At 29.7% G+C, this 12253-nt stretch carries 9 protein-coding genes, 2 tRNA genes and 1 other RNA gene; 6 read left to right on the forward strand and 6 right to left on the reverse strand.

Annotation, left to right across the window (positions count from 1 at the left end; genetic code table 11):
* Positions 1 to 73 precede the first annotated feature (73 nt).
* A tRNA-Trp gene (locus MSCUN_RS03965) sits at positions 74 to 219 on the forward strand.
* A 220-nt stretch (positions 220 to 439) separates the two neighbouring features.
* Here MSCUN_RS03965 and larB read toward each other — a convergent pair.
* A complete protein-coding gene (larB, locus tag MSCUN_RS03970) occupies positions 440 to 1231 on the reverse strand; it encodes a nickel pincer cofactor biosynthesis protein LarB (protein ID WP_095607918.1) in 792 nt (263 codons plus the stop codon).
* A gap of 145 nt (positions 1232 to 1376) precedes the next feature.
* On the opposite strand from larB, the gene hypF reads away from it, so the two are divergent.
* Positions 1377 to 3701: a carbamoyltransferase HypF gene (gene hypF, locus MSCUN_RS03975; protein ID WP_095607919.1), complete on the forward strand. Its 2325-nt coding sequence runs from the start codon at positions 1377 to 1379 to the stop codon at positions 3699 to 3701.
* 99 nt (positions 3702 to 3800) lie between these two features.
* Here hypF and MSCUN_RS03980 read toward each other — a convergent pair whose 3' ends face one another.
* Both MSCUN_RS03980 and MSCUN_RS03985 read right to left on the reverse strand, forming a co-directional pair.
* Positions 3801 to 4370: a hypothetical protein gene (locus MSCUN_RS03980; RefSeq protein ID WP_095607920.1), complete on the reverse strand. Its 570-nt coding sequence runs from the start codon at positions 4368 to 4370 to the stop codon at positions 3801 to 3803.
* Between the two features lie 17 nt (positions 4371 to 4387).
* A complete protein-coding gene (locus tag MSCUN_RS03985; protein WP_095607921.1) occupies positions 4388 to 4795 on the reverse strand; it encodes a hypothetical protein in 408 nt (135 codons plus the stop codon).
* 340 nt (positions 4796 to 5135) lie between these two features.
* Between MSCUN_RS03985 and MSCUN_RS03990 the strand changes: the two genes are divergently transcribed.
* The 4 genes from MSCUN_RS03990 to rnpB all read left to right on the forward strand — a co-directional run bounded on the left by MSCUN_RS03990 (position 5136) and on the right by rnpB (position 7622).
* The gene (locus tag MSCUN_RS03990) at positions 5136 to 6113 is read left to right on the forward strand and encodes a M24 family metallopeptidase (protein WP_095607922.1); all 978 of its coding nucleotides are present in this window, start codon (positions 5136 to 5138) and stop codon (positions 6111 to 6113) included.
* A gap of 239 nt (positions 6114 to 6352) precedes the next feature.
* A complete protein-coding gene (gene frhD, locus MSCUN_RS03995) occupies positions 6353 to 6817 on the forward strand; it encodes a coenzyme F420-reducing hydrogenase, FrhD protein (RefSeq protein WP_095607923.1) in 465 nt (154 codons plus the stop codon).
* 301 nt (positions 6818 to 7118) lie between these two features.
* Positions 7119 to 7193, forward strand: a tRNA-Met gene (locus tag MSCUN_RS04000).
* A 35-nt stretch (positions 7194 to 7228) separates the two neighbouring features.
* Positions 7229 to 7622, forward strand: an RNA gene (rnpB, locus tag MSCUN_RS04005) — RNase P RNA component.
* A gap of 560 nt (positions 7623 to 8182) precedes the next feature.
* Here the strand turns inward: rnpB and dnaJ are convergent.
* The 3 genes from dnaJ to grpE all read right to left on the reverse strand — a co-directional run bounded on the left by dnaJ (position 8183) and on the right by grpE (position 12154).
* A complete protein-coding gene (dnaJ, locus tag MSCUN_RS04010; protein ID WP_095607924.1) occupies positions 8183 to 9340 on the reverse strand; it encodes a molecular chaperone DnaJ in 1158 nt (385 codons plus the stop codon).
* Between the two features lie 323 nt (positions 9341 to 9663).
* Positions 9664 to 11520 carry a molecular chaperone DnaK gene (gene dnaK, locus MSCUN_RS04015; protein WP_095607925.1) on the reverse strand — a complete coding sequence of 619 codons (1857 nt, stop codon included), beginning with the start codon at positions 11518 to 11520 and terminating at the stop codon, positions 9664 to 9666.
* 79 nt (positions 11521 to 11599) lie between these two features.
* Positions 11600 to 12154: a nucleotide exchange factor GrpE gene (grpE, locus tag MSCUN_RS04020; RefSeq protein ID WP_095607926.1), complete on the reverse strand. Its 555-nt coding sequence runs from the start codon at positions 12152 to 12154 to the stop codon at positions 11600 to 11602.
* Positions 12155 to 12253 lie beyond the last annotated feature (99 nt).

Below are 12253 nucleotides of genomic sequence, written 5' to 3' on the forward strand. Positions count from 1 at the left end.
TAAATATATGAATAACCTTAGATTTCAAAGAAAAATTTATAATTTTCGGAAATCTGTCTTAGCACTAGTTAATGGGGTTATAGTGTAACCAGGCATCATCTGGGACTCCAGTTGTCTTTGAAGATAGTGCGCAAGCTGAATTATATTAATGATGATGATCAATTGGAGTGCTGAGACAAGAGAAATCCTAGGATCTGGGTTCAAATCCCAGTGACCCCACTTTTAAAAACTTTTTATACATTACTAATTTTTTTATAAATAAACTTTTAATTTAAATTCAACATTCTTTTTATATAAAAGCTAATTTTTAATAGAACTGAACTTTTTTTTTAGTGATAATATTTTTTCTAATTTTAAAATACATTAAAAAGTATTAATAATATATTTTTTTTATAAAAAGAGTTAAAAAAAAGAAGTTATAGAGTATATTTTTTTTAGTTTACTTTTGTTTTTCAAGTTCTTGTTTTATGCGTTTTTCTAGGTGTTTTATCATTTTTATTGCATATACTCCTGCTCCATATCCATTATCTATGTTCATTGTTGATATTCCTGGTGCACATGATTGTAGCATTGAAAATAGTGCTGTGAATCCTTTTTCACCCACTCCATATCCAGTTGATGTTGGTACTGCTACTATTGGTACATCTACAAGTCCTCCAATGACTGATGGTAGTGCTCCTTCCATTCCTGCTACTACTATGATTATGTCTATTTGTTGATCTAGTAGGTATGCTAGTTTATCAACTAAGCGGTGTATTCCTGCTACTCCCACATCATATGTTGTGATTGTTTCAATTCCTTCTTGTTTTATTGTTATGTTGGCTTCCTGAGCTATTGGTATGTCTGCTGTTCCTGCTGTTATGATTCCTACACGACCTTTATGTTGTTCTATTGGGAATTTATTAATGGTTAATATAGATGCATCCTTATAATATGTTGCATTTTCAATAATGCTATCATTTAATTGTGGTTGTATCTTTTTATATCTATCTTGTGGTAATCTTGTTATCATTAGATTGTGAGGTATTTTAATATTATTAATTAGATTAATGAGATCATCATCTGTTTTTCCTTGTGCATAAATAGCCTCAGGAACTCCAGTACGTTCTGATCTTCTATCATCAAATTTAACATGTTCACCTATTTCTTGCATTTGCATAATTTTAAGCTTATCTTCAGCATCAGTAATTGATATTGAACCATTTACAAGTTTTTCAAGAATTTCCTTCATAATACTACATATTATAAAAACAATCACATATAAACATTGATTAAAATAAATATCATAATATAATATGAAAATTGAATAAATATCATATACTATAAAAAAAATAAGAGCATGAAAAAAAGAGAATAAAAGCAAGGAGTATAGTCTTATGAAATACACAGCATCACTACTAGTTGAAGGAATAGTACAAGGAGTAGGATTTAGACCAACAGTATATAGAATAGCAAAAGCATTAAACCTAAATGGATATGTACGAAATATGGGAAATATTGTTGAAATAATAATCCAAGGAAAACAAGAAACTATAGATCAATTCATACAAGATCTACAAACCAAAAAGCCAATACGTTCAACAATAAACAACATAGAAGCAGACATACAACCAGTAGATGAAAACACCAAGATATATGATGATTTTTCAATAAAAGAAAGTAGTGATGCAATATCAGGAACATCAGTAATACCACCTGATATGAGTATATGTGATGAATGTCTAGATGAAATATACAATAACACAGATCGACACTACCAATACCCATTTACAGCATGTACCAACTGTGGACCAAGATTTACATTAATACGTGATGTACCATATGATCGTAAAAATACAACAATGGATGAATTTCCACTATGTGAAGATTGTCTTAAAGAATATTATAATCCTGAAAATAGACGATATCATGCTGAGGCAACATGCTGTCCTGAATGTGGACCACAAGTATTTCTAGCTGATAATAATGGAATAATCAAGTGTGATAATCCAATAGAAAAAACATCCCAGTTAATTGATTCTGGAAAAATTCTTGCAATTAAAGGAATAGGAGGAACACATCTTGTATGTAAAACAACAACAGATGATGCTGTTAATACACTACGTAAAAGACTTGGTCGTTACACTCAACCTTTTGCATGTATGACACCTGATATTAAAACAGCACGCAAATTTGTAAAAATAAGTAGTGATGAGGAAGAAATGCTTACATCAACAGCAAAGCCAATAGTAGTACTTGATAAAACAGATGACTACATACTATCTGATAGTATCTCACCAAATCTTCATAATCAAGGTGTAATGCTACCATATACAGGACTTCACTACCTGTTATTTAAATACTCAGATGAACCTGCATTTATTATGACATCAGCAAATCTTCCTGGTAATCCTATGCTAATTGAAAATAATGAGATTATAGAAAATCTTGATGGTATTGCTGATTACTACCTACTTCATGATAGAGAAATTCTTAATAGGTGTGATGATAGTGTAATAAGATTTAGAAATCAGATGCCAGGATTTATCAGACGTTCACGTGGATTTACACCAAAACCATATGATTTTACAAATATTGATACAACACATAATATTCTTGCAATGGGACCTGAACTTGATGTAACATTTGCAGTACTAAAAAATGGTAAATGTTATCCATCACAACATATAGGAAACACATCAAAGATTAAAACAATAGACTTTATGAAAGATGCTATAAAACACATGCTTCATCTTACAAAAACAGAACATCTAGATTACATTGTATGTGATATGCACCCTGAATTTAACACAACAAAACTTGCAAAACAAATAAGTCTAAAATATGATATTCCACTTATCTTCATACAACATCATCATGCACATGCAGCAAGTCTTATGGTAGAACATAACTTGGATAAGGCAATTGTTATAACAGCAGATGGAGTAGGTTATGGTGAAGATACAAATACATGGGGAGGAGAAGTACTATATCTTGATAATACTGGTAAATACAATAATCTTGGTGGTCTTAAACTACAACCAATGCCAGGAGGAGATCTAAGTACCAAGTATCCAATACGAATGGCAATGGGAATTCTTTCAACAATCATGGATCATGAAGAACTTCGCACATTTATGAAAGAAAATTATAGTGACTACTTCAAATATAATGAAAAAGAAGTAGATATGACACTAAAACAACTTGAAAATAACTTTAACACAGCAAAAACTAGTAGTATGGGACGAATACTTGATAGTATAAGTGTACTTCTTAAAATTAGTAAATCACGTGGATATGAAGGAGAATGTTCAATGAAACTAGAATCAAGTGCACTTAAAGCTAAAGGTCATATTAAACTTGATGTACCTATTAATACAGTTGATGAACGTATGATTATAGATACAAGTCAAGTACTTTATGATATTGTAGAACTTATAAGAAATGGTGAAGATTCATCTGAAATTGCATATGCAGCCCAACGTGATATAATAAAAGCAATGTGTAGTATTGCAATTGAAAATGCTAAAATACATAATATTGATACAATAGGAGTAACAGGCGGAGTATTCTATAATGAGCACATATCACAAGTTGCAAAAAAAACAATAAAAGATGCTGGATTTAAATTTGTTCAAAATAATACCACATGCTCAGGAGATGGAAGTGTATCTGTTGGTGAGTGTGCTGTTGGAGCATGGAAAATAAATAATAAAAATTAGATTTTATAATAATAAAATAAGAATATTATATTAAATTTAAAAAAAAGAAAAAAATAAAAAAGAAGTAATTATATTTTAGTTTCCCTTTCTTATTTTTTTTTATTCTGATGTAGTAGTTTCATCATCAGTTTTATTTATACTATTTTTACTAGATTCATTTTTTATAGTTTTAATTTCTTCATCTACTTTATAATCATCTAGTAATTCTTCTATTTTAACATCTTTAAGATTTTGATTTATTGTTTCAACTTTTTCTTCAAGTGTTTTTACACGTGAATCATTACTTTTTTTGTAATCATCTAAATCATCTTCTAAGAGATTAAATTTGTCAATTACATCATCAAGATCTTTATGTGTTACAAGATTCCAGTCATTTATTACTTGTTCACTTTGTTCATTTATGAATTGATCTATTTTTTTTGATATTATATCTGTTTTTGACACATGATCTTTATCATCTTCTTGATCTTTATCTTTATGTGTTAGATCATTTACACGATTTGAGAAGTTTGCTACATATTCTTCTTTTGCTATACGTGATGATAGATCTGATGCTTGTTTGTTAATGTTTTGATATACTGGATGATTTATGCTTTGTAAGTAATAGTAGATGAGTATTATTAATGCTATGATTAATATTATTATTGCAAGTGTTGTTGCAGAATCCATTTTTTTATTCACCTACCCTATTTTTTAAGAGACTTTTCAATTTCTGCTTGTTTTTTATCTAGTTGTGCTGCAAGTTTTTGAAGTTTTAACAATTCACTTTGTGCTTCTAGTTGGTCTGCTTTTTCATTAACTTCACTACTTAGTAGATTTACTTTTCCAAGTATTTGTGATGTATTTGCTCTTATATCTCTAAGTTTTTGTTGATCTTTTTCTGAAAGTTCTGACATTTCTTCTTTTCTTTGCTTGTTTTCCAGGTCTTTTTCAACTAGTTCTATTTTTTTAAGTTCAGTTTGTTTTTCAAGTAGTAATATATTGTTTTTTGTAACTGAGCTTTTACGCCATTGTACTGATACAACAATGATTGCAATTAGTATAATTATTGCAAGAATTATTAGAACTAAGTTATCTTGACTTAACATCATCATTTTTGATAACCTCACTTATTTGATCTATAATTATTATTAATATAAGTATGAATATAGTATTTAAAGCTATGTTATAAATGTATAGAAATTTTAAAAAAATATTCCTATAAAGCCTTATTTTCTACTTATAATCTATTAATTCTTCATACTTTTGTTAATAAAACTTTTTATAAAAAATATTTTTATGTATAATTTTTTATTATCCTAAATTTATTAAAACATTAAACTTTATAACTTAATAATAGAATATTTTAGTCAAAAAAAATAATCTTTATTTATTTTTTTTTATAATTTTAAAAAGATTAATACTTAAAAAATACAATTAAAAGCGTGATATACAATGTTAGAAAAATATGAAAAAGCAGGAAAAATCGCATCTAAAGTACGTAAAGAGGCAGCAAAAAAAATTACTGCAGGAATGAAAGTAGCTGACATGGTAGATTTTGTTGAATCATCAATAAAAAGCACAGGAGCAGGACTATCATTTCCATGTAATGTATCAATAAACCAGATAGCAGCACACTATACATCAGATCCTGGTGATGAAACACTATTTTGTAGTGGAGATATTGTAAAACTAGATATGGGAGCAGAAGTTGATGGATACATATCAGATACTGCAGTAACAGTAATTGTAGAAGGTGATAATGCACCAAATACTACTGATGATGGAAAACTAATAAAAATGCCAGGACGTCTTGATGATGGAAATCCAACAATAACTGAAGATGAACTTGAAGAACGCTATAAAATTGAAGAAGCATCACGTATGGCACTTGAAAATGCTATAAGTATAATACGTGAAGGAACCACACTTAATGATATAGGTGCAATTGTTCAAAAAACAATACAAGATATGGGATTTACACCAATTGTTAATCTATCAGGACATAGTCTTGAACAAAATAATTTACATGCTGGTCTTACAATACCAAACTTCCCTGATGGAAGTGATCATAAACTACAAGAAGGAGATCATATAGCAGTTGAACCATTTGCAACAAATGGAGTTGGACTAGTAACAGATCTTCCAAATGCATATATTTACTCATACCTACGTAACAGACCACTAAGACAACCTGATGCAAAACAATTACTAAAATATATAAGTCAAAACAATGCTCATTTCCCATTTTCAAAAAATGCATTAGTTGAAAAATTCGATCCTAAAAAACTTAACCGTGCAATGAGACCACTTATTACATCACGTGCAATTTATCCATACAGTGCACTTAAAGAAAAAGAAAATGGAATGGTAGCACAAACAGAACATACAATAATTGTAGAAAAAGATGGATGTCAAATAACAACATTATAAAAAAGATTAAATTTTCTTTTTCTAAACTCCACTTTTTTTTAATCACAAAAAAAAGACTCTTTTTTTTATATTTACTCATTTTTTTATTATCTAATATTTTATAAAAAAAAATAATAAAAAAATTAATAAGAAAATAAAATTAAAAATTTAACATGTATAACTATTAATAATAAAAATAAAAAACATTGAAAAAAATTTAACAATATTATATAAAAACTTTTAGAGGAGTGTAAATAAACTTGACATACGATGCAGAAGTACTTGTTATAGGCTGTGGAAATGTATTATTTAAAGATGATGGATTTGGACCTACAACAATAAAAGAAATAGAAGAACACCTTGATGAAAGACCACTACCAGATAATGTAATGACAATAGACGCCGGAACAAGTGCACCACACTATCTGTTCTCACTACCAAACCCCATGTGGAAGAAATTAATCATACTAGATATTGCAGATTTTGGAGGAGAACCTGGAGAAGTACGTATTCTTTCACGTGATGATGTACCACAAGGAAAATATCAAGATCCTCATTCATTATCTGTTGCAGATCCACTTGATTTAACTGAAGCTGAGATTGTAATTATTGCATGTCAACCTGAAGATGTATCATCACCATACGTTGTATATGGCTTATCTGAATCTGTTAAAAAAGCTATGCCTAAAGCAATTGATATGGTATATGAACAAGTAGAAATATAAGTGTGAATAAAAACTTTTATTTAACACTTTTATCTTTTTTTATATTTTTTAGAAGATATTTATTTTACAAAAAAAATTAAAGATATAATATTAGTAAAATTGATAATTATCTAAAAAATTTAATATTTTTATAATAATTAAATATATTATATGTATTTAGTATAAATTGTTTAATAAATACACTTATTTTATTTATTTCTTTTAAGTAGAATATTTAGAAATTATATAGCAAGCTTTATATATAACGTATGACAAAGTTTTATATAGTTCTTATTTAAAGAACGCTAAATTTTTATAAGTTAGCGGGGTGGGGTAGTCTGGTGATCCCGCGGGGCTCATAACCCCGAGAGCCCTAGTTCAAATCTAGGCCCCGCTACTAATTTACTTTATATTAACAATCTATTTTTTTTGGTAAGCTGGAGCGTAGCTAACGGTGATTTAATTATATTCATAAACTAAACTATTTCTTATAGTATTTTGAATGTAAAGAATTAATTTACTGGGGAAACTCCATCCACTAAAATAGTTACCATGATGTTCTTAATTGACATATACTGAGAAGTATGACTCTGTTTTAGAAACGATACGATAGATCTAGATATAATATTTATATTATATTTTATGGCTATGAAAGATGATACAATTGCGTTGATGATGTCATAACGTTAGAATAATCGATGAAACGAAATAATTCCATGGAGTGCAAAAGAAAACAAGTTTTTTCAGAACTTAGTTCTGTTTAAAAGGTATCTTGCTAAGATTAATGCTACGATTTAAAACAGGAGATGGGTTACTCCCAGCATGCCAAAAGATTTTAATATAAAATCAAATTTAATTATTCTCTTTTTTTAGTGCTTATTTTTATAGAAATTTTTATTGACTAATCTTTTTTTTAGAATTTTTATTTAAACTATTATTTTTTCAGATTATTCTTTTTCTAACTTAAAGTTTACCTATAATTTAATTAAAAATTACTATAACTAAATTAGAAGTTATGTGTAAAAGTAGTATTTTAATATAAGATTATTTTAATAAAAATAGTGTAATGTTATATTAGATAAAAAAAGTTATATGTATATCTACATGAGTTTCTAATTTAAAATATTTTATTGAAAAAAAGAAAAATTATTAAAAAAAGATAAAAAGTTTATTTTAATTAAGAATCTACATCCAATTTAAGTTTATCGGAGAAAAAATAAAATGTAATCTATTTTTTTATTTTTTTTTTGAAATTGGAGTATTTATCTTATTTTTTTTATCTTTTTTTCCCTTTTAATGTTTTTATAGAAAAAATTTATTTAATTTTATAATTCGAGTTTAATTTATCAATTTGGATATAATTTGATTATGTAACTATACTTTTTTTTATTTGTTTAGTGTTTCTTTAACTTTATCGAAGAATCCTTGTTTTACTTCAACAATCTCTTCTCCACTTTCTTTTGCAAATTCTTTAAGAATTTCTGTTTGTTTACTTGATAATGTTTTAGGTGTTACCATGTGTACTTTTACATACATATTTCCTACACCTGACCATTTTACATGTTTTAATCCTTTATTTCTTATTTTAAAGACTGTTTCAGTTTGTGTTCCTGGTGGTATTGTAAGTTTTTCTTTTTGACCATCTATTGTTGGTACTTCTACTTCATCACCAAGACATGCTTGTACATAGCTTATTGGAAGTTCATAGTATAAGTCTTGTCCTTCACGTGTGAATAGATCATTTTTAAGAACATTGATTGTTACATATAGATTTCCACTTGGTCCTCCATTTGGTGAATCATCACCTTCTCCACCAACACGTAGTCTTGTTCCTGTTTCTACTCCTGCTGGTACATCGATTGTGAGTTTTTCTGTTACTTTTGTTAGTCCTGTTCCATGACATGTATAACATTTTTCTTCTATTACTTCACCTTCTCCATGACATACTGGACATTCTGATACTGTTGCAAATTGTCCAAGAGGTGTGTTTTGTACTTGTCTTACTTGTCCTGATCCATTACAATTACCACATGTATTTACTTTTGATCCTGGTGCTGCACGTGTTCCATTACATGTTGGACATACTTTTCTGTGTGTTACACTGATTTCTTTTGATACTCCGGTTGATACTTCTTCAAGTGTTAGATTTAGTTTTTGTCCTATATCATTTCCAGGCATAGGTCCATTTCTTGGTGAGTTATGTCCACCTCCAAATCCGAATAGATCAAAGATACTTCCAAATCCACCTGATCCTCCAAATCCACCGAATATGTCTTCAAAGTTTATGTTGCTAAATATGTCTTCTTGTGAGAATCCTCCCATTCCTGCATGTCCAAATTGGTCATATTGTTGTTTTTTAGATTCATCTGATAATACTCCATATGCTTCACTTATTTCTTTGAATTTTTCTTCAGCATCTGGATCTTCTTTGTTTACATCAGGATGGTATTTCATTGCAAGTTTTCTGTATGCTTTTTTTATTGTCTTTTGATCTGCATCACGATCTACACCTAGTACTTCATAATAATCTCTTTTTTCTGCCATTATTTTATAACTCCCAAAAAATTTCTATCTTTCTTTTATGTGTTTGTGGTAAATAAAAAATATTTTATGTTGTTTACTTTTTCATTCCAAATTATTTTGTTATTGTATATTTTTATTTTAATTAATTTTTGTAATTTTACTAATTTTAATAATAGATGAAAAAGTAAAATCTCCTCTAAAAATATCTTAATGGGAAATGAAAAAAGTTCATTTTTTAGTATTTCTAAATGTTTGTAGAAAAAAATAAAAAAAAATGAAGGAGATAAAACAGTTATGGTTATGTACTATTTTAAGTCCTTCATCTTAGTTATTTACTTATTTATCTATTTTTGGAAATCTGCATCTATTGTGTCATCATCATTTGGGTTTGATCCGTTTGGTTGTTGCTGTTGTTGTGCTTGTTCTTGTGCTTGTTGTGCTTGTGCTGCTTGTTGGTAGATTTCTGCTCCTATTTCTTGTACTGTTTTATCGAGTATATCGGATTTTTCTTTAATTAATGCGATGTCATCTTTTTCTATTGCATCTTTTAAGTCTTGTTGTTGATCTTTAAGTAGTGATTTTTTATCATCTGCTAGTTGATCTTTAAGTTCATCGAGTGTTTTATCTACTGTGTATATGAGTGAGTCTGCTGTGTTTCTTACTTCGATTTCTTCTTGTCGTTTTTTGTCTTCTTCTGCGTGTGCTTCTGCTTCTTTTACTTTTTGTTCGATTTCTTCATCTGAAAGTTTGTTAGATGATGTGATTGTGATTTGTTGTTCTTTTCCTGTTCCTTTATCTTTTGCTGATACGTTGATGATTCCGTTTGCATCAATATCGAATGTTACTTCAATTTGTGGTGTTCCTCTTGGTGCTGATGGTATTCCTACAAGTTGGAAACGTCCAAGTGTTGTGTTGTCGTTTGCCATTGGTCTTTCTCCTTGTACAACGTGGATATCTACACTTGTTTGTCCATCTGCTGCTGTTGTGAAGATTTGACTTTTCTTAGTTGGTATTGTGGTGTTACGTTCTATGAGTTTTGTTGCTACTCCTCCCATGGTTTCAATACCAAGTGATAGTGGTGTTACATCAAGTAGTACTAGATCATCAATTTCTCCTGCAAGTACTCCTCCTTGGATTGCTGCTCCTGATGCTACACATTCCATTGGATCTATTCCACGTTCTACTTTTTGTCCTACAAATCTTTCAACGTAGCTTTGGATTGCTGGCATTCTTGTTGGTCCTCCTACGAGGATGATTTTATCTATGTCTCCACTTTGTAGTTTTGCATCATCTATTGCTTGTTTGATTGGTGCTCCACATCTTTGGATGATTGGATCTACAATTTCTTCGAGTTTTGCACGTGTTAGTGTTGTGTTTAGATGGAGTGGTCCTGATGCTGTTGCTGTGATGAATGGTAGGTTGATGTCTGTTGTGAGTGTTGTTGAAAGTTCTATTTTTGCTTTTTCTGCTGCTTCTCTTAGTCTTTGTGCTGATTGATCATCATTTAGGAGGTTTACTCCATTTTCTTTTTCGAATTCTTCAGCTAAATATTTCATGAGTGCTGTGTCCATGTCGGTTCCACCAAGTTGTGTGTCTCCGCTTGTGGATTGTACTTCAAATATTCCTTCTCCGAATTCCATGATTGTTACATCAAGTGTTCCTCCTCCGAGGTCGAATACTAGTATGTTTACATCCTCTTCATCTGTTTTATCTAGTCCATATGCAAGACTTGCTGCTGTTGGTTCGTTTACAAGTCTTAATACTTCTAGTCCAGCGATTTTTCCTGCATCTTTAGTTGCTGTTCTTTGGTTGTCATCAAAGTATGCTGGTACTGTAATTACAGCTTTTTTAACTGGTTCTCCTAGGAATGATTCTGCATCTTTTTTAATTTTTTGTAGGATGTATGCTGATATTTCTTGTGGTGTGTAATCTTTTCCTTTGATATTTACTTTGTAGTCTGATCCCATGTGTCTTTTTATTGCACTGATTGTACTTTCTGGGTTTGTTACTGCTTGTCTTCTTGCTGGTTCTCCTACTAGTATTTCTCCATCATCTGTAAATGCTACGTAACTTGGGAATGATTTTCCGTATTGTGTTGCTCCTTCTGCACTTGGAATAATTGTTGGTTTTCCTCCAATTAGTGCTGCTGCTGCTGAGTTACTTGTTCCTAAGTCTATTCCAATTACTTTTTCTTCTGCCATATGTATTCACCTTAAAAATTTTTTTTTATTTGATTATCGTTATATTGTTATTTTTCATGTGTTATATTTTGAGGGGTGGTTATTTTTTGCATACTTTTACTTTTGAGTATCGTATGACTTTGTCATTTAGAGTGTAACCTTTTTGTAGATCTTGGATAATTTCGTTGTTTTCATAATCTGGGTTGTTTTCAGTTAGCATTGCTTCATGTTTGTATGGATCGAATTTTTCATGTTCTGCTGGTATTTCTTCTACTCCTTCATCTTTTAGTGTTTTTGTGAATTTTTTGTATATTAGTTCTACGCCTTCTTTTAGGTCTTTGTCATTTTCTACTTGTAGTGCTCGTTGTAGGTCTTCGTAGATTTCTAGCATGTTTAGTATTACGCCTTCATTTGCGTATTTTACGAATTCTTGTTTTTCTTTTTCTGATCGTTTTTTGAAGTTTTCGAAGTCTGCATGTATTCTTTGTAGTTTGTCTTTGTATTGTTGTATTGTTTCGTCTTTTTGTTTTAGAAGTTCTTCAGAGTCTGGTTGTTGTGGTTCATTATCTGTTTCTGGTTGTTGTTCTGCTTCTACTTCATCGAGTTCTTCTTTGATTTCTTCGATTGTTTCATCGTTTATTTCATCTTTACTCATGTATACACCCTTTTTGTGTTTTTTGGTATAGATATGGTTTAGGGTTATGAAGTTTTATTTATTATAGTAACCCTAAGTTATATTAATTTTTATTCTTAT

The sequence above is a fragment of the Methanosphaera cuniculi genome (assembly GCF_003149675.1).
In the GTDB taxonomy this organism is placed as follows: Archaea; Methanobacteriota; Methanobacteria; order Methanobacteriales; family Methanobacteriaceae; genus Methanosphaera; species Methanosphaera cuniculi.

Excerpts from the sequence above, each read along its gene's own strand:
- larB (WP_095607918.1), bottom strand. The coding sequence starts at position 1,231 with ATGAAGGAAATTCTTGAAAAACTTGTAAATGGTTCAATATCAATTACT.
- hypF (WP_095607919.1), top strand. The coding sequence starts at position 1,377 with ATGAAATACACAGCATCACTACTAGTTGAAGGAATAGTACAAGGAGTA.
- MSCUN_RS03980 (WP_095607920.1), bottom strand. The coding sequence starts at position 4,370 with ATGGATTCTGCAACAACACTTGCAATAATAATATTAATCATAGCATTA.
- MSCUN_RS03985 (WP_095607921.1), bottom strand. The coding sequence starts at position 4,795 with ATGATGATGTTAAGTCAAGATAACTTAGTTCTAATAATTCTTGCAATA.
- MSCUN_RS03990 (WP_095607922.1), top strand. The coding sequence starts at position 5,136 with ATGTTAGAAAAATATGAAAAAGCAGGAAAAATCGCATCTAAAGTACGT.
- dnaJ (WP_095607924.1), bottom strand. The coding sequence starts at position 9,340 with ATGGCAGAAAAAAGAGATTATTATGAAGTACTAGGTGTAGATCGTGAT.
- dnaK (WP_095607925.1), bottom strand. The coding sequence starts at position 11,520 with ATGGCAGAAGAAAAAGTAATTGGAATAGACTTAGGAACAAGTAACTCA.
- grpE (WP_095607926.1), bottom strand. The coding sequence starts at position 12,154 with ATGAGTAAAGATGAAATAAACGATGAAACAATCGAAGAAATCAAAGAA.